Source organism: Paenibacillus sp. PastM-3 (assembly GCF_029893965.1).
GTDB lineage: Bacteria > Bacillota > Bacilli > Paenibacillales > Paenibacillaceae > Paenibacillus_AQ.
On sequence record NZ_JARXXP010000001.1, the window covers coordinates 228,593 to 249,412 of the forward strand.

The 20,820-nt window shown below is 50.7% G+C and carries 22 protein-coding genes and 2 riboswitches; of the genes, 21 read left to right on the forward strand and 1 reads right to left on the reverse strand.

Annotated features, from left to right (window positions below; all coding sequences use genetic code 11):
• Nucleotides 1-47: 47 nt before the first annotated feature.
• The 16 genes from bcaP to murB all read left to right on the forward strand — a co-directional run bounded on the left by bcaP (nt 48) and on the right by murB (nt 16,799).
• Entirely contained in the window at nt 48-1,430 is a 1,383-nt protein-coding gene (gene bcaP, locus M2108_RS01055) for a branched-chain amino acid transporter BcaP (protein ID WP_277469185.1), read from the forward strand.
• Nucleotides 1,431-1,454: 24 nt separating this feature from the next.
• Nucleotides 1,455-2,750 carry a WD40/YVTN/BNR-like repeat-containing protein gene (locus M2108_RS01060; protein WP_277469186.1) on the forward strand — a complete coding sequence of 432 codons (1,296 nt, stop codon included), beginning with the start codon at nt 1,455-1,457 and terminating at the stop codon, nt 2,748-2,750.
• 138 nt (nt 2,751-2,888) lie between these two features.
• Nucleotides 2,889-3,515: a pyridoxamine 5'-phosphate oxidase family protein gene (locus M2108_RS01065; protein ID WP_277469187.1), complete on the forward strand. Its 627-nt coding sequence runs from the start codon at nt 2,889-2,891 to the stop codon at nt 3,513-3,515.
• A 162-nt stretch (nt 3,516-3,677) separates the two neighbouring features.
• Nucleotides 3,678-3,854, forward strand: a complete 177-nt coding sequence (locus tag M2108_RS01070) for a hypothetical protein (protein WP_167360582.1) — start codon at nt 3,678-3,680, stop codon at nt 3,852-3,854.
• A gap of 206 nt (nt 3,855-4,060) precedes the next feature.
• Nucleotides 4,061-4,453 carry a DUF2500 domain-containing protein gene (locus M2108_RS01075; protein WP_277469267.1) on the forward strand — a complete coding sequence of 131 codons (393 nt, stop codon included), beginning with the start codon at nt 4,061-4,063 and terminating at the stop codon, nt 4,451-4,453.
• Between the two features lie 155 nt (nt 4,454-4,608).
• On the forward strand, nt 4,609-5,364 hold the full coding sequence (locus tag M2108_RS01080; RefSeq protein ID WP_277469188.1) for an SDR family NAD(P)-dependent oxidoreductase: 756 nt from the start codon (nt 4,609-4,611) through the stop codon (nt 5,362-5,364).
• A gap of 188 nt (nt 5,365-5,552) precedes the next feature.
• The gene (locus M2108_RS01085; protein WP_277469189.1) at nt 5,553-5,975 is read left to right on the forward strand and encodes a cell wall hydrolase; all 423 of its coding nucleotides are present in this window, start codon (nt 5,553-5,555) and stop codon (nt 5,973-5,975) included.
• A gap of 94 nt (nt 5,976-6,069) precedes the next feature.
• Nucleotides 6,070-6,531, forward strand: a complete 462-nt coding sequence (gene gerQ, locus M2108_RS01090) for a spore coat protein GerQ (protein WP_277469190.1) — start codon at nt 6,070-6,072, stop codon at nt 6,529-6,531.
• A 310-nt stretch (nt 6,532-6,841) separates the two neighbouring features.
• The gene (locus tag M2108_RS01095) at nt 6,842-8,158 is read left to right on the forward strand and encodes a hemolysin family protein (protein ID WP_277469191.1); all 1,317 of its coding nucleotides are present in this window, start codon (nt 6,842-6,844) and stop codon (nt 8,156-8,158) included.
• Between the two features lie 170 nt (nt 8,159-8,328).
• Nucleotides 8,329-10,245 (forward strand): ATP-binding protein, encoded by a 1,917-nt coding sequence (locus M2108_RS01100; protein ID WP_277469192.1) that lies wholly within the window; start codon nt 8,329-8,331, stop codon nt 10,243-10,245.
• 92 nt (nt 10,246-10,337) lie between these two features.
• Complete coding sequence (locus M2108_RS01105; RefSeq protein WP_277469193.1) at nt 10,338-11,090, forward strand: DsbA family protein; 753 nt, start codon at nt 10,338-10,340, stop codon at nt 11,088-11,090.
• On the forward strand, nt 11,090-11,521 hold the full coding sequence (locus M2108_RS01110; protein ID WP_277469268.1) for a disulfide oxidoreductase: 432 nt from the start codon (nt 11,090-11,092) through the stop codon (nt 11,519-11,521). Before M2108_RS01105 ends, M2108_RS01110 begins: the two co-directional genes overlap by 1 nt.
• Nucleotides 11,522-11,746: 225 nt before the next feature.
• Nucleotides 11,747-11,906, forward strand: a riboswitch (cyclic di-AMP (ydaO/yuaA leader).
• Nucleotides 11,907-12,041: 135 nt separating this feature from the next.
• Nucleotides 12,042-13,859: an APC family permease gene (locus tag M2108_RS01115; RefSeq protein ID WP_277469194.1), complete on the forward strand. Its 1,818-nt coding sequence runs from the start codon at nt 12,042-12,044 to the stop codon at nt 13,857-13,859.
• A gap of 210 nt (nt 13,860-14,069) precedes the next feature.
• On the forward strand, nt 14,070-14,876 hold the full coding sequence (locus M2108_RS01120) for an ABC transporter ATP-binding protein (protein ID WP_277469195.1): 807 nt from the start codon (nt 14,070-14,072) through the stop codon (nt 14,874-14,876).
• Nucleotides 14,877-14,912: 36 nt separating this feature from the next.
• The gene (locus M2108_RS01125) at nt 14,913-15,731 is read left to right on the forward strand and encodes a (2Fe-2S)-binding protein (protein WP_277469196.1); all 819 of its coding nucleotides are present in this window, start codon (nt 14,913-14,915) and stop codon (nt 15,729-15,731) included.
• 156 nt (nt 15,732-15,887) lie between these two features.
• A complete protein-coding gene (murB, locus tag M2108_RS01130; RefSeq protein ID WP_277469197.1) occupies nt 15,888-16,799 on the forward strand; it encodes a UDP-N-acetylmuramate dehydrogenase in 912 nt (303 codons plus the stop codon).
• Between the two features lie 94 nt (nt 16,800-16,893).
• On the opposite strand, the gene ymzB is transcribed toward murB, so the two are convergent.
• Entirely contained in the window at nt 16,894-17,235 is a 342-nt protein-coding gene (ymzB, locus tag M2108_RS01135; protein ID WP_277469198.1) for a protein YmzB, read from the reverse strand.
• Nucleotides 17,236-17,414: 179 nt separating this feature from the next.
• On the opposite strand from ymzB, the gene M2108_RS01140 reads away from it, so the two are divergent.
• The 5 genes from M2108_RS01140 (at nt 17,415) to queE (ending at nt 20,745) form a co-directional block, all read left to right on the forward strand.
• A complete protein-coding gene (locus tag M2108_RS01140) occupies nt 17,415-18,155 on the forward strand; it encodes a ZIP family metal transporter (RefSeq protein WP_277469199.1) in 741 nt (246 codons plus the stop codon).
• Nucleotides 18,156-18,231: 76 nt separating this feature from the next.
• Nucleotides 18,232-18,275: riboswitch (PreQ1 riboswitch) on the forward strand.
• Between the two features lie 78 nt (nt 18,276-18,353).
• On the forward strand, nt 18,354-18,854 hold the full coding sequence (queF, locus tag M2108_RS01145) for a preQ(1) synthase (protein ID WP_277469200.1): 501 nt from the start codon (nt 18,354-18,356) through the stop codon (nt 18,852-18,854).
• Between the two features lie 31 nt (nt 18,855-18,885).
• Entirely contained in the window at nt 18,886-19,548 is a 663-nt protein-coding gene (gene queC, locus M2108_RS01150; RefSeq protein ID WP_068725175.1) for a 7-cyano-7-deazaguanine synthase QueC, read from the forward strand.
• Nucleotides 19,548-20,030, forward strand: a complete 483-nt coding sequence (locus M2108_RS01155; RefSeq protein ID WP_277469201.1) for a 6-pyruvoyl trahydropterin synthase family protein — start codon at nt 19,548-19,550, stop codon at nt 20,028-20,030. The genes queC and M2108_RS01155 overlap by 1 nt, the downstream gene beginning before the upstream one ends.
• Nucleotides 20,023-20,745 carry a 7-carboxy-7-deazaguanine synthase QueE gene (queE, locus tag M2108_RS01160; protein ID WP_277469202.1) on the forward strand — a complete coding sequence of 241 codons (723 nt, stop codon included), beginning with the start codon at nt 20,023-20,025 and terminating at the stop codon, nt 20,743-20,745. The genes M2108_RS01155 and queE overlap by 8 nt, the downstream gene beginning before the upstream one ends.
• Nucleotides 20,746-20,820: the final 75 nt, after the last annotated feature.

Below are 20,820 nucleotides of genomic sequence, written 5' to 3' on the forward strand. Positions count from 1 at the left end.
TTCGTCACTGAGCTACACCATTATTATTGACAGGAGAGAAAAGAAGTATGGATTTATTCCGCAAGAAACCGCTGACTGCACCCCTGAGTGACAATGCCGGCAAGCTCAGCAAAACCTTGGGAGCCCTTGATCTTACTGCCCTTGGGGTCGGTGCGATCATCGGTACCGGTATTTTTGTTATGACAGGGGTTGCTGCTGCAGAGCATGCCGGTCCCGGACTGGTGCTTTCCTTCGTGCTCGCGGGAATCGCCTGCGTGCTGTCCGCACTTTGCTATTCCGAGTTCGCTTCTGCCATTCCAGTATCCGGGAGTGCTTATGCTTACAGCTATGTTGCGTTCGGAGAGCTGCTGGCCTGGATTCTCGGCTGGGATCTGGTGCTCGAGTACGGGGTTGCGGCGGCAGCGGTCAGCAGCGGCTGGTCCGGTTATTTTCAGGGGCTGCTAGAGGGCTTCGGAATCCATTTGCCCACAGCGCTGTCCGGGGCTTATAATGCGGACAAAGGAACTTTTATCAACCTGCCTGCCGTGATTATTATCCTGCTGATTTCCTATTTGCTGACCCGCGGCGTCAAAGAAACGGCACGGTTCAATGCCATTATGGTTGTGGTGAAGCTGTCTGTAGTCCTGCTGTTCATCTTTACCGGCATATTCTATGTTAAACCGGAGAACTGGACACCTTTTCTTCCATTTGGTTTTCACGGGGTAGTGAATGGGGCGGCAACCGTATTTTTTGCCTACATCGGCTTTGATGCCTTATCGACTGCTGCAGAGGAGGTTAAGCGCCCGCAGCGCGATTTGCCGATCGGGATTATTTCATCTCTGGCCATTTGTACAGTCCTTTATATTTCAGTATCGCTTGTGCTGACCGGTATTGTACCTTATCAGAATCTCAATGTCAGCGACCCGGTATCCTTTGCTTTGCGTTTTGTCGATCAAAATATGATCGCCGGCCTGATCTCAGTCGGAGCCATAGCAGGGATGACTACTGTTCTGCTGGTTTTACTGTTCGGACAGACCCGTCTGCTGTTCGCCATTTCACGGGACGGGCTGCTTCCTGAAAGTCTGGCCAAAGTTAATCCCAAAACACAGACCCCGGTGCGGAGCACCTGGATGGTCGGCGGAATCATTGCCGTGTTCAGTGGCTTCGTCCCGCTTGACCGCCTGGCCGATTTGACAAGCATAGGTACGCTGTTCGCATTCCTCGTCGTCTCATTGGGTGTGATTGTGATGCGCCGTACGCATCCTGATCTGAAGCGGGGATTCAGAGTGCCTTGGGTACCGGTCATTCCGCTGTTAAGTGCGGCGGCCTGCGGGTATTTGATGTATAATCTGGGCAGGGAAACCTGGACCGGCTTCTTCATCTGGCTGATCCTCGGACTTCTGATCTACTGGCTGTATGGATACAAAAACAGTAAACTGTATAAGAAATAAAGCTTTACGAAAGGAGAGAGGGCGTTGTCATCCAAAACTGCAGGTTATAAAACGCTGAGAATGGCCGCTGCTTTTCTCTTCATCCTGCTGATCCTCCCGGCCTGCTCTTCGTCTCCGGCGCCGGTGCCTACCCTGCCGCCCCAGCCGACCGAAGCGCCGGAGGAAGGGCAGACGATCACGCTGATTACACCCGGCGATGCCAAAAATGTAACCAATGAGAGCACACCGAAATATCAGATCCAGACCCGTCTGACGGATTTCCGGCTGCTGAATGAGTCGGTAGGGCTTGCCTGGGGAGTGACCAAAAAGGAACTGCGGATCTACATGACCATGGATAATGGCGGAACTTGGGTAAACATTTCGCCCTCGACCAATGTCCAGTTTATGGCTAATCCGGTTTACGGTGAAGAGATCTTTTTCACCGATCCGGATAACGGCTGGATTATCCGCAGCGCCTTCGGCATGACGGAAACGGTTGTCCTGCGGACAACCGACGGCGGCCAGAGCTGGAAGGTATCTTCTTTTCCGGATTCCAATACGGTGTCGTCCATCTATTTCAGCTCTCCGCAGTCCGGCTGGCTGATGACCTCCTGGGATGCCAATACGACGAAATCCAGCAAAGCGCTCTATGCCACCAAGGATGGCGGGGCGACCTGGACCATGGTCATGCAGAATGAACAGTATAATCCGAACCTGCCGAACAATACGATTCCGATGGCCGGAATAGTGACCGGAATGATCTTTAAGAATTCGACCCACGGGCTGGTTACCCTGCAGACCGGTGCGCTGCCCAAAATCTTTATGACCAGCGACAGCGGGGCGACGTGGCATCCGGGTCAGGAGATCCTGGTGAATAAAGAGTGGGAAGGCTGTGACAAGGTTATTACCGGAGAACCGGAGTTTTTCGGCGGTGACAATACAACCGGCTTCCTGCCGGCAGCTTGTCAGACAGACAAACAAAACAGCGTCTCCTATAACGGTTACTTTACTGCAAACGGTGGAGATAACTGGAGATTTGTTGATTTTGCGCTGAACAGCCAGACCGGAATTAACCGCTATCTTCCGCCCGTGTTTATTAATACTTCAACCGGGTGGATGCTGAACGGGAACCTGATTTACAAGACCTTGAACCAGGGCCAGACCTGGACCCGGCTGCCGGCGAGCAGTGTTCTGCAATCCAAGCTTTTGGAATATCCGGAGATTGTAAAGCTCCAGTTCATTTCCGCTGATGTGGGCTGGCTGCTGATCCAGAAAGAGGAGGACCGCAGGTCTATCCTCTTGCAGACGACCAACGGCGGGATCAGCTGGCGGGTGATGTAACACTTAAACAAACATTTGGTAAGAGGAAGGCTGCTGCGTGCAGTCTTCTTTTTTTGTCCGGAGGCTTCTTTGGAAGCAAGGCTGTGATACAATGGTAGGCAGATTTATTCGCGAAATATTTACATACGGAGGAAGCTTATGACTGATTATCAGAGCATTGAAACGGAAGCAGAGCTGCGCGAGTTACTGGGTTTTCCGGGAGAGCTGGTGCAGCATAAAGTAATCGGGATTATTGATGAGCATTGCCGGCGTTTTATCGCCCAGTCTCCGATTCTCATGCTGGCGACTTCGGACGAGGAGGGACACGCCGATGTTTCGCCCAGAGGGGATGCCCCCGGATTTGTATTGGTTCTGGATGAGCACCGTCTGGTTATTCCTGAACGCCCCGGTAACCGCAGAATGGATTCGCTGATCAATCTTTTGTCCAACCCGCGGGCAGGGCTGACTTTTATGATACCGGGGCTTGAGGAAACCTTGCGGGTTAACGGGCGGGCAACGGTCATCCGGGACGAGCAGCTGCTTCATAGGATGGAGGCTCATGGCCGTACACCGCTGGTCGGAATTATGATAGAAGTAGAAGAATGCTATACCCACTGTGCAAAAGCGTTTAAGCGTTCCCGCCTGTGGATTCCGGACTCCTGGCCGGCCAGGGATAGTCTGCCTGACATTCCGGAAATGATAGCGGATCATGTAAAGCTTCCTGGCATCGGTGCGGAACAGGTGAAGAGCTCATTAAACGAGAGCTATACTAAACGGTTATATTAGAAGAGGCTTTGTCTAAAAAATGAACAAAATCACGTATTTTAAATTTTCCTTAAAAATGTGAAAAAAATCACATGACAAACAATAATGCTTGTGATATATTTAACACATAGAAAACAAGTTCATTTTTTCACAAACTTTCATCCACGAATAGGAGAGATTATAATGAAAACTTTTGAAACGGATTATGTGACTAGAAACCTTCTGCAATTGTGCTATAACTGCGATGACGCTCACCTGTGTGAAACAGAAGAACAATGCAGAGCTTGCTGGGCTGAGAACGGCATGATGCCGGCTGAAGAGAATGAAACCAAACAATTCCTTGATCTCGTACATGCATAATAGAATAGAGTGGCAAGACGCTGTCAAAGACCACATACGTTCTCATAACTGAGGACAGAGTGGTCTTTTTTGCTGTTTGGCCCAGGACAATTGTGTTTTTTGTGATGCTGTAATGACAGGATGAGGCATATACATGTACAGAAGCAACCGGCAGGAACGCCGGATGCAGCAAGTACTTGGGGAATAAGGGGGAATAAGTCATGGGAATGGGCTCGGATCCTTCTTGGATGTTTGATCTTACCGGGACGGTAATACCGATCTTTCTTGTGGTTATGATTGGAATAGTCGCGGTATCTGCAGGCAGAGGCTTGTTTCAGTGGAGCCGGAACAACAGTTCACCCATGCTCACTATCCCCGCCCGTATTGTCAGCAAACGCAGTGAAGTCCGCCAGCAGCAGCTGCAGGATGACAGCCAGTCCAGCCGGACCAGCACGACTTATTATCTGACTTATGAGCTGCAGGACGGGGAACGGATGGAATTCAAGGTAGACGGCAGCGAATTCGGCATGAGCGCAGAAGGGGACAGAGGTCTGTTAACCTATCAGGGAACCCGGTACCATGGCTTTCAGCGCCATCCACATTACTCGACTGCGGAGTAGGCATGGTTCGTAATAATGAGTATAGGCAGATGTTAATCCTGCAGCTTGTTTACTATATAACAGGATTTGCTGTACAATCCCCTTGTTTCCATTACCGGAAGCAGGGGGATATTTATATTATGCACAAATTGCGAATACAAGGAGGAGAAGCATTAATGACATATGCAGATAAAACCGTTATAGTCACCGGCGCCGGCCGCGGGATCGGCAGGGCTGTTGCGGCGGCTTACGCGGCTGAGGGAGCAAATGTAGTGGTGGCTGAGCTGGATGCTGCTCTAGGCCAGTCGGCCGCGGAGGAAATCATTGCAGCAGGCGGGCACGCCGAATTTGTGGCCTGTGACGTCAGCAGAGAAGAGGAGATTGTAGCGCTGGTAGCTCACACGGCGGACCACTACGGCACTGTTGACATATTGATCAACAATGCAGGCATTGCCAATCCGCATTCTGCCGGATTCTATGAGCTGTCTGCCGATGTATGGGACAAGGTACTGAATACAAATGCCCGCAGTGTCTTTCTTGCGACCCGGGAAGCGGCCAAATTTATGAGGAAGAATCCTGACGGCGGGGCTGTTGTCAATCTGTCCTCTACACGCTCGCTGATGTCTGAGCCGAATACAGAAGCCTATGCGGCTTCTAAGGGAGCCATCTCGGCGCTGACGCATGCGATGGCTGTTACTTTAGGGGAGGACGGGATTAGAGTGAACTGCATCAGTCCGGGCTGGATTGAGACCGGGGATTACAGTGAACTGCGTGAGGCTGACCATAAGCAGCATCCGGCTGGCCGGGTAGGCAAACCAGAGGACATCGCCCGGGCCTGTCTATATCTGACAGCGCCAGAGAATAACTTCATCACCGGGGCACAGCTGGTGATTGACGGCGGTATGACCCGCAAGATGATCTATGAGCCTTGATATGCTGTCAGGTGGGGCGGGAAGAAATTAGGCCCTGACTGTCACCTCTTGGGCGGATGCACATACAATACAGCGAGCAGTACAGAAAAGTGGAGACTTGCGAACCAGGTTGTGACTGCACGCCGGTATCAAAACGATGCTGGCCGCAGAGCCTGACCTGAACTCGGCAAGTGCAAGGAGGAGAAAGCATGGCCGTCATCAAGGCTAATTCGGAAGATGTGAGGGTGCTGGCACGGCTGATGAGGGCGGAAGCTGAGGAGGATGGGGATTCCGGCATGCTCATGGTCGGCAATGTCGGTGTGAACCGGATTCTCGGGAATTGTCTGGACTTCAATAACATCCGGAATGTGAATGATATGGTGTATCAGAGTCCGGGCGGCTTCGAAGCCCCGCAGAAGAGTTACTTCTACCAGCGTGCCAGGGAGTCAGACATCAGGCTGGCTAAACGGGTTATAGCGGGTGAAAGAACCTGGCCGGCCTCTAATGCATTATGGTTCTTCCGTCCTGTCGGCGCCTGTCCGGAGCAGTGGTATAACCAGCAGAATACCGGACGCTACAAGGCCCATTGCTTCTTTACCCCGACCGCTCAGGATTGCCCGGCTGTATATTAGGCATCGCGGGCTGCAGGAGACAGATTGGCGGTACGAAGACCGATTGCCGGTACTGTCTCCTTGAGCCAACAATTACTTAGGAGGTTTTTAACAAATGATTAGTCAACCTTACCGTCCCGTAACTTATATGATCGGCAGCAATCCTTCCGGCAATATGATGCCTATGGGAACAATGCAGCCTGCTGGAACCATGACTCCTGTGAGCGCCATGCCGCCTCAGGTTACAAGCGGCAGCCCGATGACTCCAAGCGGAACAGTAGTGCCTACAACCGCGCCGGTCTTTGAGCAATCCTACATCGAGAATATCTTTCGACTGAACCTTGGCAAGGTCGGTACATTCTACTACACATACGAAAACAATAAAGAATGGAATGCCAAAATATATAAAGGCGTGCTGGAAGCAGCAGGCCGCGATCATATCATCATCAGTGATCCGGCTACCGGACAGCGCACTGTGCTGCTGATGATCTATTTCGACTATGCCACCTTTGATGAGCCGCTCGCTTACCAGTATCCGGGTGTTATCGGCAATCCGCTTACGCGTAACTGCCGCTAAATTTCGAATCCCATTATCCATACGGAAGGCAGATCCCCGGCCGCGGGGACTGTCTTTCTTTATGTTATCTAGCACCATTGAAGACGGATTGGCAACGAAATCATATTTTTACACTAATAATACCTGTTTTTGTGCTGCGGATAATACTATAATACAGTATATCTTTAACATTCGTGATTGAAGTCGGGAGATGAAGACATTGGGAAATTGATGATGAAAAGAACAGCTGAAATGACGCAGGCTGATACTCTGAATAAACGAAGGAGGTGGGCCTATCCGCCGACAAGGACTCGGTGGGTAGGATGATAATTTGAGTGACCCTTTACCCGGTATATTACATGTAGGTCTCATTATTTTGCTTGTGCTGTTTAACGGCTTTTTTGTTTCGGTTGAGTATGCAATGGTCAAGGTACGCAGCGGCCGCATTGAATCGCTGATTGAAGAAGGCAGCAAAAGAGCGCTCGCAGCTAAAAACATCGTGCACAATCTGGACGCTTATCTGTCTGCCTGCCAGCTTGGCATCACACTTGCCTCGCTTGCCCTGGGCTGGCTTGGAGAGCCGGCTGTTGCTACGATTGTTGGGCCGCTTGTAACAAGCTTAGGCTTTGGCGATGCAGCCGTTTATGTCATTTCACTTATTATTGCTCTTATGTTTATTACGGTTCTGCATATTGTCCTCGGTGAGCTTGCCCCGAAGACGATTGCGGTGAACAAGGCGGAAGCGGTACTTCTGCTAACCTCAGGGGCCATGAATGTCTTTTACCGGATCATGTATCCGTTTATCTGGATCGTGAACGGATTGGCCCGGGGACTGCTGCGTATCTTCCGCCTGTCACCCGCTTCGGAGCTGGCCACGGCGCACACCGAGGAAGAGATCCGCATCATCATGCAGGAGAGCAATAAGAGCGGGCTCATCGATAATACCGAAATGACTCTTGTAGACAATATTTTTGAATTTGCCGATACAATGGCACGGGAAATTATGATCCCCCGGACCGAAATGATCTGCCTGAACAGCCATCTCCCGGTTGAGGAGAACCTGGAAATAGCCTTTGACGGCATGAGAACACGGTATCCGGTCTGTGACGGCGATAAGGATCATATCCTTGGATTCATTCATATCAAAGATCTGATCCGGGAGAATACGCCCAAATACTCCGATTTGATCCGTCCTATCCTGACGGTTCCGGAGTCCATTCAGATTAGCGCCCTTCTGAAGGTTATGCAGCGGGCAAAGACGCAGATCGCGATTCTGATTGATGAGTATGGCGGAACCTCCGGTATGGTGACCCTTGAAGACATCATGGAAGAGATTGTCGGGGAAATACAGGATGAATTTGACGAAGAACGTCCCGGCATCGAGAAGCTGGGGGAGGACGAATACTCCATCGATGGTCTCATGCTGATTGAAGAAATCAATGATTTGCTGGGACTTCACATGGAGACTGATGATTATGATACGGTCGGAGGCTGGATGTATTCCAAGCTGGAGGTCAATCCTCCGCAAAAAGGCCAGAGCGTCGAGTTTGGCAGCCATCTGTTTGTCGTGGAAGAAACGGAGAACAAACGCATTTCCCGGATCAAGCTGCTGAAGCTGCAGATTCTGTCCGAGGAAGCAGGAGCTTGATTCAAGTCTTATGAGGCATAGTGCATAGTTTGTGCGCTATGCCTTTTTTTGTCTGTAAAACTCCTTTTGATGTAAGAATATACCTTTTTTTGCCGATTCGTGCTGTTTCTTAGAGGGTATAAATAGTGTAAATACATTAGTTATACTCAGTAAAGAAAGGAGAGGGGCGCATGCTGCAACACCCGGATCATTACAATGACCTGCTGGTGCTCTTTTCTGTTGTTATAGCGCTGCTTTCCTGCTTCTCCTCTCTGGATCTGGCAGAACGTCTGATCAGGGAAAGCAGAGGCCATAAATTCATCTTTATGCTGTCTTGTATTTTAGGCACAGGCATGTGGAGCATGCACTTTATCGGGATGAGGGCAATGCGGATGGAAATGACCGTGGCTTACGACTTGCCGCTCCTGCTGTTGTCGCTGTTTGTACCGATTGCAGCTTCTTATGCGATGTTTCTGCTGTTAAGCAGCCCTTTTACACGCAGCCGCTTTTTTTTGGCGTTCGGCGGGGTTCTGTTCAGCAGCGGGCTTGTGATCATGCACTATTGCGGCATTCTGTCGATGAAATTTAACGGAAACTATGAGCAGACCCTGCTCTCCATCCTCAGCCCCTTTTCCCTCGCCCTCATTGTTCCGGTGGTGGCATATTTCTACAACCCAGGCTGGATCGCAGGTCCTTATAATATGTTCACTCTCAAAAAAGTACTGCTTGTGCTTGCGCTAACCGCGTGTCTGAGCGGATCACACTATGCCGCAATGGCCGGTGCATCGTTCTCGAATACAAGCGCTTATAATTATACAGGAACTGTCCTGCTGCTGTCGGATTCTCTTCTGGGCGTATTGTTGGGAGGCTCGTTTTTATTGATTGTGACGCTGGTTCTGATTCTTATGTACAGGGACCGGCAGCGTGTTCTGTTCTCTGCAAGCTTTAATGAGCAGCGCTATACAGCTTTATTCGAATCCAGTCCCGACATGGTGCTGTGTATAGATCCGGCCCGCAAAATGGTTATAAGCTCCAACCCTTCACTTCAGCATATGACCGGCTACCAAAAGGAAGAGTTAAGCGATTATAAGAGCATTCTCTGCACTCCTAAGGATAAAGCTACACTTAAGGAAGCGGTGAAAAGAGCGGTGGACGGGTATTCTTCCAAGCTTGAGCTTGAAATCCGGCTAAAGGACGGCGGCACCATGATCTGCAGCACAACCGTTTTCCCGCTTGTTCATGACACCCAGAAGCTGGTTTATCTGGTTGCTGAGGACATTACAGCCTTTATTCAATTCCAGCAGCAGCTGATTGTCGCCAAGGAAGCGGCAGAAAGCGCTGACCGGATAAAAAGCGAGTTCCTGACGACCATGAGCCATGAGATCCGTACGCCGCTGAACGGCATTATCGGCATCAATCAGCTTTTAGCAGAGGATATAGACAATCAGGAGCTGCAGGAGCTGCTGCGGCTGCAGTACAACAGCAGTCAGGCGCTGCTCAGTGTAATCAATGATGTGCTCGACTTTTCGCGGCTCGTCTCGGACGGGCTGAAGCTGCAAAACGAATTTTTTCCGCTGCAGACGCTGCTCGGGGAATGCTCCAATCTGTTCGAGGCAACTGCCAAGGAGAAGGGGCTGGAGCTGAAGCTCGGGATTGCAGCAAATGTTCCTGAAATGGTAAGCGGCGACAGTGTGAGAATCCGCCAGATTCTGGTTAATCTGATCGGGAATGCAGTTAAATTCACTTCTGGCGGTGAGGTATCGGTAGAAGTGGCATACAGCGATAATCAAGCCGGTGAGGGTGAATATACATTTAAAATTAAAGATACCGGTATCGGCATTTCGCCCGATAAGCTGCCGCTGTTATTTCAGCCTTTTACACAGCTTGATGCGGCGCATAACCGGCATTATCCCGGCACAGGCCTTGGGCTTGCGATCTGCAGGAAACTGGTTGAGCTGATGAATGGCCGGATTAAGATCGAATCCGAACCCGGGAGAGGGACTGAGGTCATATTCTGCCTTACGCTCCAGTCCGGCGACAAGAATTACAGCAGTGAAAGAGAGAGCAGCGAAGCGGCAACTCAGCCGCTAAAAACAGAGGCTATGTAAGCATAAGTTTGCCAAAGAGAGAAGTTTAATTATATAATTTTAAATTATATGATTTAAATTTATTGTCCCGCAGGACAGAAAGGAACTCTCACTTGGGCAAAAACAAACGTAAAAGCGCTGCTCTTCCCCAAAAGAGTAAAAATGAGAAGCTTGTAGCGCAAATGGAACAGCAGAAGAAGAAAACATTAATAGTGATTGTTGCGACGATTGCCCTGGTTGTCATTATTTTTGTGGGACTATTTATACTAGCCGCAAGAGACTCATCGACAGGAACTTCAGCCGCACCGGTTGAATTCAACTACAGTGAAATGACTAGACTTGGCAGTGAGGATGCACCTGTCAAAATCGTTGAATTCGGTGACTACAAATGTCCCGCTTGTGCACAGTTCGCAGGTGTCATTAAGCCGCAGATTGTACAGGAATATGTAAATCAGGATAAGGCCGCTTTATATTTTGCAAATCTGGCCTTTATCGGGGATGACTCCAAAACTGCTGCTCTTGCTGCCTTGTCTGTCTACCATCAGAACAGCGATGCATTCTGGACATACTACGATGCTATCTATGCCAATCAAGGCGATGAGAACAAGGAATGGGCAACAGCGGACTTCCTGGTTGAGCTGGCGCAGAAAGAGGAGCTGCCGATCGATTACGATCTGCTCCGCAAAGACATTGAAGACAAGACCTATAGCAGCCAGCTGGAAAGTGAGATTCAGCTAGCCTCGGCTTCCGGTGTTTCTTCGACTCCAAGCCTTTTTGTAAATGGGGTAATGGTTGATGAGCCATTCAACATGGAAGCTATTGACGCCCAGATTCAGGCCGCTTCCGAAGCGGTGGATGCCGAGTGATGAAGTTCACTGCCTTCTGCCGCCGCCATTGTCTGTATCTGGCCTGGTTTGTGTCGATCATAGCTGTAGCCGGCAGCCTGTACCTGAGCGAAGTACTGAAATATGAGCCCTGCAAGCTGTGCTGGTTCCAGCGTATCTTCATGTATCCGCAGCTGTTTCTGCTGGGAATTGCCACGTACCGGGGGGATAAAAAGATTATTCCTTACGTTCTGCCGTTAAGCATTATCGGCGGAAGCATCTCCATTTACCACTATGCTGAGCAGAAGATTCCTGCGCTGAGCAAGGTGCTTCCATGTACAGTAGGCGTTCCCTGCAATCAGGATTATATTAATCTGTTAGGCTTCATTACGATACCTTTGATGGCCCTGACCGCCTTTACGCTGATTACAGTTTTACTGTGGACAGGACGCAAAGAGACAGACGGGGAATAGGCAGCAGGCAGGCGAAATTCCAAGCAAAAAATTCCTGATTTTTTTGTCACAATTAACATCCAAAACACGCTAAAACCACGGTACAGAGGGATAATGTAAGAGAATGAAAGATCGACTTATCCCTTATCATGGAATTGCGTGTTTTGGATGTTTTTTCATTCCTTTTCATTTGTTTCACAGCTTTACTGGGAGTGCTTTGTAGACTATCATTAAGCCTTGTGAGAAGTTGAATACGCGCTGAATTTTCCGCAGGGAAATCGGGGGAACCAAACTCGGCCGCAAGGCCGACGGGGTGAATCGGAAACAGGCTATAAAGGCTGTAACCGTAGGGCTTTCCACAGTCCGAATCCGCCAGCTAACCTCGTAAGCAAAGGTGGGATAATGACCATGCTCATGGCATGCGGATCATTTCCGTATGCTTATTTTTGTGCCTGCATTTATGAAAACCCACCTATGAAAACGATGAAAACAGCGCACGGTATAACCGGTTCAACTAACAAAGAGAGGAACTGTTACAACAATGGTAAGCAAGGTAAAACGACTATTGATCGGACGTCCGATGAAGTCGAACGAACTCGATCATGAAAAGTTATCCAAGGTGAAAGCACTGGCTGTCCTGTCTTCTGATGCGCTATCATCTGTAGCCTACGGAACGGAACAAATTCTCCTGGTACTTGTGGCTGCAGGCTTCACTGCCATCTGGTACTCCCTGCCAATCGCGCTTGCCGTATTGGGCCTGCTGGCCATACTCATTTTGTCCTACCGGCAGACGATCTTTGCCTATCCGCAAGGCGGCGGGGCTTACATCGTGGCCAAAAGCAATCTGGGTGTTCCCACCGGCCTGTTAGCCGGCGGCTCTTTATTGGTTGACTACATTCTTACCGTTGCGGTTAGCGCCTCGGCGGGGACTGACGCGATTACATCGGCTTTTCCAAGTCTGCATGACCACACTGTTCTTATTGCGGTTTCCGTTATTATACTGCTTACAATCGTCAATCTGCGCGGAGTTACTGAATCCGCCTCGTTTATTGCAATCCCGGTATATCTGTTTGTCGGCTCGATCTTTTTTCTGATTGCTGCAGGTGTGATCAAATACCTGACCGGCGGCGCCCATGCCAGTGTACCTGAAATAGGCTCAGCGGTATCCAATGTCAGCCTGTTTCTGCTGCTCAAAGCGTTCAGCTCCGGCTGTTCGGCCTTGACCGGGGTAGAGGCGGTATCCAATGCCATTCCGAACTTCAAGGCTCCTGCGGAAAAAAATGCCGCCAAAACGCTGATGATGATGGGACTGATCCTTGGCATAATGTTTACAGGCATTACCCTGCTGGCTTACTGGTACGGTGTTACCCCGGATGAAAAAGCTACAGTAGTGTCCCAAATTGCCGAGTCGACCTTAGGCCGCGGCGGTTTGTACTTCTTCATTCAAGGGATTACGGCAGTCATCCTGTTCCTGGCGGCAAATACCGCCTACTCGGCGTTCCCGCTGCTCGCTTTTATGTTCGCCAAAGACAAATATTTGCCCCATGCCTTCATGGTCCGCGGAGACCGGCTGGGCTTTTCTAACGGTATTATTTTCCTCGGGGTCCTGTCGGCAGTACTGGTAGCTGCATTTCACGGGAATACAGAAGGACTGATCCCGCTGTATGCTGTCGGTGTGTTCATTCCGTTCACCTTATCCCAGCTTGGAATGATGGTACACTGGTATAAAACCAGACCAAAGGGCTGGCAGAACAAGTTTGCAGTGAATACGGTCGGTATGCTGACCACGCTCACCATTACGCTGATCTTTATTATTACAAAGTTCTCCAGCGTATGGATGGCCTTCATCTTCCTGCCGGTTGTAATGCTGGTATTCCACCGGATTCACCGTCACTATCTTAATACTGCAGACCAGCTGCGGATTTGTCCGTCAACCGACAAGCCTTGCATTAAGGGCAGTACGGTAGTAGTCCCTGTAGCCGGTGTAACCCGTGCTGTATTGCATTCCATCAGCTATGCCAAATCCCTTACGGACAATGTCGTAGCTGTATATGTAGGCTTTGATGAAGAAGAGATTCACAAAATGGAACAGAAGTGGGAGGAATGGAATCCTGGCGTGCGCCTGATCGTCCTCCGTTCCCGCTACCGGAGCATCATCCGCCCGCTGGTCAAGTTTATTGATACAGTGGAGTGGAAGACCGCTTCAACGGACCATATCACGGTACTGATTCCGCAATTTATTACGAAGCACTGGTGGCAGGCCATCCTGCATAATCAGACCAGCCTGTTCATCCGTTCTTATCTGATGAACCAGAAGGATATCGTAGTAGCAACAGTTCCTTATCATTTGCATAAATAGTCAGGCAACTTGAAGAAGCGGCTGCTTCCGTTAAAAACGGGGGCAGCCTTTTTGTGTGAATGCTTGTACAACTTTCATATATTTGCGATAATGATAATTGAGAACTAATATCAGTTGAGTGATAAACAATATCAGTCACACAAATGCCGGACCAATGTGCTTAACCCCGCTGAAGTCATACATACATTAGAATATTAAGGAGTGGAGATTATGTCAGAACGTTTAAACACGGAACAGCTAAGTATCGGGTATGCGGAAGCAACGATTGTCAAAGGTCTGAACCTGTCACTGCCGACAGGAAAAATTACAGCGCTCGTTGGAGCTAACGGCTCCGGCAAGTCTACGATTCTAAAAACAATGGCCCGGATTATGAAGCCGAAGAGCGGAAGTGTGATGCTGGACGGCAAATCAATCCATACCTTGTCCACCAAAGAAGTAGCCCGTCAGCTGGCGATCCTGCCGCAGAATCCAACGGCTCCGGACGGACTGACAGTGTCTGAGCTTGTTGGTTACGGCCGGTATCCGCATCAGAAGGGCTTCGGCACGATGACGCCTGAAGACCGTGAGATTATCGCTAAGGCGATTACGGTAACCGGTATGGAGGAATTTCATGACCGCCCGATTGACCGTCTCTCCGGCGGCCAGCGCCAGCGCGCCTGGATTGCGATGGCCCTGGCCCAGCAGACAGATATCCTGTTCCTGGACGAGCCGACTACGTTCCTCGATATGGCCCATCAGCTGGAAGTGCTGCAGCTGCTGCAGAAGCTGAACCAGGAGGAAGGCCGTACGATCATTATGGTCGTGCATGACTTGAATCATGCTTCCCGTTATGCGCAGCATATGGTGGCAATCAAAGCCGGCACAGTTGTCAGTGAAGGGACTCCTTCCGAGGTTATGACACCTGATGTACTCCGCAAGGTCTTCGGCATTGAATGCGATATCGTTGCCGATCCGCGTACGGGTGTCCCGCTGTGCCTGCCGTATGAGCTGGCAGCATATAAGGCCGCCGGATTGTAATCAGCCCAGGGATGAATATAAAGAGGAGGAAATGTAATGAACGATGCACAACAAGAGCAGATACAGGACTTCGGCAGCAAGTTTGATCTGCATCCCGGCATTCCGGAAGGAACGGTGTATTCCTTTAATGCCGCTGAGATGGCTAATGAAGCGGGAATGAGAGCTTTTGTCGAGTGCTATAGGCCGCTCATCAAAGGAATGGATGACAAGGTGGCCGCCTCTTATTTTGCCGGTGCCTTCGGTAATGTGGCCCTTGCATTCCAATATGCTCTTTCTGTCTATTCTGCCAGTCCTGATGTCAGTCTGCCCGGCTTGTCTGTGCATCTCGTCCCGGCCAATGGATATTGGCGTGTAGCCTTCTCTCTGAACGAATGGTCATTCATACCGGCTCCTGCGGACGCCAAGGAGCGGACGGACTGGCGCAATGAACAGCTGACACAGTTCTACCGGAATACAGCTGCTCCGCTGCTGACTACGTTATCCGGCGTTACCGGGCTTGCCGGGGGAGAGATTTGGGGCCAGCTGCCAACCAAATTCAATTATTACCTGGAGGTTTTTACCTCCGGAGAGGTTACCGCAGGCCTGCTGGAGACATTGCAGGGAGATTACCGGTATCTGCGCGAAGAAATGCCGGCGGCAATATTCGGCTTGAAGAGAAATCCGTTTCACGTTCAGGTGCGCAGGATCGAATCGCTGGCTGATCCAGATAAGACCGTGAATATGCGCAACTGCTGCTGCCTGTATTACCGGACAGAAGGCGGAAGCTATTGCTACACCTGCCCTCGGCTGAAGGAAGAAGAGCGGGCGGCCCGCCGGACCGAATTCCGCAGAACTGCCTCTGCAGGTCAGGCTTAGATATATTTCGGCGGATTGCCGCATAAACTGAATACATGCAGCATCAGCAGCAGGCTCCCGTCATTGACAAGGGAGCCTGTTCGTTGTTACAGTTGGGGATGCCATTAATTCAGGCTGATAGCCGGCTCATGTATTGATTGTAAAGGAGCATGAAACATGAATATAAGCCAAGTTGAACAGGATTTGCAGCAGCTTCTTCCGGACGGAACGGTGAGAAGCCGGGAAATGCTGAAAACTTATGTATTTACGCAAATCGGCGGGATCGCCGATATTCTGGCTGTACCTGCAAGCTATGAGGAAATACAAATTGTGGTTACATACGCCCGTGAGCGTAATATCCCGTTAACCGTGCTGGGGAACGGGTCAAATGTCATTATACGCGACGGCGGCATACGCGGAATCGTGCTGTATACTTCAGTTTTGGATAAGATGACCATTCAGAACGGGCTGCTGGTTGCCCAGTGCGGCGCCAAAATTATTGATGCCTCGGCCTATGCGCTGGAGCAGGAGCTGACAGGTCTGGAATTTGCCTGTGGTATTCCCGGAACAGTAGGCGGCGCGCTTTATATGAACGCCGGTGCCTACGGCGGTGAGGTCAAGGATGTGCTGCACAGCGCCCTTGCCGTTAACAAAGAAGGGCAGCTCGTAACGCTGCAGGGGGAGGAGCTGCAGTTTGGTTACCGGCACAGCATTTTTGCCGGAGGAGACTATATCGTGCTTGAGGCGCGCTTTGCCCTGCAGCCGGGAGACCCGGCGGCAATCAAAGCGAAGATGGATGAGCTGACCTATCTTAGGGAATCCAAGCAGCCGCTCGAATATCCTTCCTGCGGCAGTGTGTTCAAACGGCCGCCGGGCAGGTTCGCCGGGCAGCTGATTCAGGAAAGCGGTCTGCAGGGCGTACGGATCGGCGGGGCGGAGGTGTCCCGCAAGCATGCCGGATTTATTGTAAATGCGGATAATGCAACGGCTAATGACTATATTGGGCTAATCCATCATGTCCGCGCAGCGGTTAAGGATAAATTCGGGGTAGAGCTGGAGACGGAAGTACGAATTATCGGGGAAGACTGAACAGGAGGCCGCAGACTAGTTGACTAGTGCTGCGGCCTCCTGTTTTTAATATGGCACCTGTTGTTTAAAGCTTAATGCAATTAACTATCACGGGTTAAGCTTCACCTATAGTAATGGTGTACCGGGCACGCTCAGTCTGCAGCTCAGCCTTATCTGCTTCCGCTGAATGCACCTGCAGTCCGCTGACCGCCAGTTCATAGTTTGGCTGAGGCAGGGGGACAAGTTCTCCGTCTCCGTTCAAAGTGTTGCCGGTGCCTCGTAGTATAAGGGCATCGCCCAGATAATCGTCAATCACATCCTCGGAGCTCCGGTAATCCACGCTTTCGAGGCTGAAATGAACCGTGTCCACATCCTCAAGCTCCTGCTTTTCTATGACAATTGTTTTACCTGCCAATGAGGCTAGCCATTCTTGAAGCTGCTGTACCGCTTGTTCCATAAGCTGATCCCATCCTTGTATAGGAGATTATATTTTAAGTTACCCCTTTATGTGCAATTGAATCCATCCCTTATAATCTGCTCCAGGCAATAGCCGGAATGTTTGCTGCAAGCATTAAAAGTGTACAATAATACTATGCGTGCAGAGCGCAATTCTTCTGACAAAAGAAGGTGAAGCAGATGTGGAATGCTCTGTTATGGGGAGCGGTATCCGGTTCGGCGGTGCTGATTGGTGCGCTGGCAGCCCTATTTTGGCGTATCCAGACCAAGTGGATTGGCTTCATTATGGCGTTCGGGACAGGCGTGCTGATCGGCGCTGCCGCCTATGAGCTGCTGGATGATTCCGCACATGACGGCGGACTGGTTCCGACGATCATCGGTTTTATTGCCGGTGCGCTGGTGTTTACAGGGTTTGACTGGTACATTTCACGCAAGGGAGGATCAGGACGGAAGCGTTCGGTCCGGTCAGATAAGAGCACAAAGCCGCGGAGCGGAAGCGGTCTGGCGATATTTGCCGGAACTGTGCTGGATGCTATTCCTGAGTCCATTATGATCGGGGCAAGTCTGATCTCGGGAAAAGGGGTAAGCCTCCTGCTGGTGATTGCCATTTTTATCAGCAATATTCCTGAAGGGCTGTCCAGTACAGCCGGACTCAAGCAGGACGGATACAGCAAAAGCAAAATAATCCTGCTGTGGCTCAGTGTGCTGGTTATATCTACTGTAGCTTCAGGAGCAGGCTATGCGTTTATGGATCATGCGGGCGGGTATACAACAGCGCTGATTGCCTCTTTTGCCGGAGGAGGAATTATTGCCATGGTGTCTTCCAGTATGATGCCCGAAGCGTATGAAGACAGTGGACCGCTGACCGGTTTGGCTACCGCGCTAGGAATGCTCTGTTCACTTATTCTGGATTATCTGTAAAGCTTGCCAGAAGACCGTGAAACATGGTATAGTTCAAGGCGCTAATACAAGCATAAGAAGAATTCTGTGCGTCTGCACAGGAGAGGTTCGCAAACTCCCTCTATAAAAAACTATTTAGTAGAGCCAAGTTTTCGAAATCTCGTTCTTCTTTCCTGTTTCCGGCAGACAGCCGGAGGGAAAAGAGAGGGGTTTTTTGTCATGTCAGAAGGCAGACTGAAAGAGGAAATGCCTGAGGTCACCCTATTGGGCAACCAGGGAACCAAGTATAATTTCGGATACGATCCAAAAGTGCTGGAAGCGTTCGATAACAAGCATCCCGGCCGCGATTATTTTGTCAAATTCAATTGTCCGGAGTTCACCAGCCTGTGTCCTGTAACCGGGCAGCCGGATTTCGGCGTGATGTACATCTCGTACATCCCCGATATCAAGATGGTGGAATCCAAGTCGCTTAAGCTGTACCTGTTCAGCTTCCGCAATCATGGTGATTTTCATGAGGACTGTGTCAACATTATAATGAATGACCTGATCTCCCTGATGAATCCGCGCTATATTGAAGTGTGGGGTAAATTCACACCGCGCGGCGGCATCTCCATTGATCCTTACTGCAACTGGGGGCGTCCGGGGACCAAGTATGAGGCCATGGCCGAGCACCGGCTGATGAATCATGACCTGTATCCTGAAAAAGTGGACAACCGGTAGACGGAAGGCAATGGGAGGAGAGAGTAAACGTATGAATAAAAAAGCACTCGTCGTGTTCAGCGGCGGCCAGGACAGCACTACCTGCCTCGTATGGGCGCTCAAGCATTTTGAAGAAGTACAGGTGGTCACTTTTAACTATAATCAGCGCCATGCGGCCGAGATTGAAGTTGCGAAAGAAATTGCCGCTAATTTCGGCGTGAAGCAGCACATCCTGGATCTGGGACTGCTCAATCAGCTGGCACCCAACGCGCTTACCCGTGATGATATTGCCATTGAAGCCGGGGAAGACGGGGAGTTGCCGAGCACATTCGTGGACGGGCGCAACCTGCTGTTCCTGTCGTTTGCAGCAATTATGGCGAAGCAGCTGGGCTATGCGAATATCATAACCGGTGTGTGCCAGACTGACTTCAGCGGTTATCCTGACTGCCGGGATGTGTTTGTAAAATCACTGAATGTGACGCTTAACCTGTCAATGGATTATGAATTTGTCATTCACACTCCGCTGATGTGGCTCGATAAAAAAGAAACCTGGAAGCTCGCCGATGAGCTTGGCCAGTTCGATTATGTCCGTGAGCATACCTTGACCTGCTATAACGGCATTATCGGCAGCGGCTGCGGCACCTGTCCGGCCTGTCTGCTGCGCCAGCGCGGGCTTGAACAGTACGTGGCGGAAAGAAAGCAGGGTGATTTGTAATGCTGGGTGAAGTAACAGTCTGCAAAATTTTCACCTTTGACTCTGCACATCAGCTGGTCGGCCACAAAGGCAAATGCAGCAATCTGCACGGGCATACGTACAAGCTGGAGGTTATGCTCAAAGGCAAGCCCCTGGCAGAGGCCGGGCATTCGGATGAGGGCTTCGTCATTGATTTCAGCGATATAAAAGCGACCGTACAGCAGCAGCTGGTGGACCTGCTGGATCACGCTTTTCTGGCCATGGGCAATGAGCCTGTACTGGAGACGTTGAACCAGACCGGCTCCAAGGTGGCGCTGCTCGGCTTCCGTACAACAGTAGAAAACATGTCTGCATATATTGCCCATCGGCTGAAGCTGGCAGACCTGCCATTGTATTCTGTTAAGCTGTGGGAGACACCGACCTCCTGGGCGGAAGTGCTGGCTGCAGATATTCCGGAAGACGGGCCTGCCTACCGGATGCACGGAGGCTGTGACTGTGAGTAAAATTCCGGTAATTGAAATTTTCGGCCCTACGATTCAGGGTGAAGGCGCCGTTATTGGCGTAAAGACGATGTTCGTGCGCACTTACGGCTGTGATTACCGCTGCAGCTGGTGCGATTCGGCCTTCACCTGGGACGGCTCTGCCAAGGATATCGTGCGGATGCTGGAGCCGGAGGAGATTATGAATGAGCTGCTTGCCCTGGCCGGCAGCAATTTCGACTCCGTGACCATCTCAGGAGGCAATCCGGCACTGCTCGGTGACAGCATGGGGCAATTTGTTGATCTATTGCATGAGCGCGGCATCCAGGCAGCAATCGAAACCCAGGGGAGCCGCTGGCAGGACTGGTTCTATGAGATTGACGCGCTGACGATCAGTCCCAAACCGCCAAGCTCAGGCATGAACACGGACTGGGCGATGCTGGACAGTATTCTCGAGAAGCTGAAAGTGCTTGGCAAAGGAACACACAGCCTGAAGGTAGTGGTATTCAATGAGGAAGACTACGCCTATGCCAAAACGGTACATCAGCGTTACCCGGGAGTACAGCTGTTCTTGCAGCCTGGTAACGATGATGTGACGGAGCCGGGAGATATATCGGCCCGCCTGCTTGGATGCCTGGAATGGCTGTTCAATCTGGTTATTGCCGATCCGGCCATGAACCGGGTAAGAGTGCTGCCGCAGCTGCACGCGCTAATCTGGCACAATAAACGGGGAAAATAGCTGGCACTGTTTTAAGAGGCAACTGTGATTATCTGATGATAATTGGAGTTGCCTCTTTTTGCTGATCTTTTACAC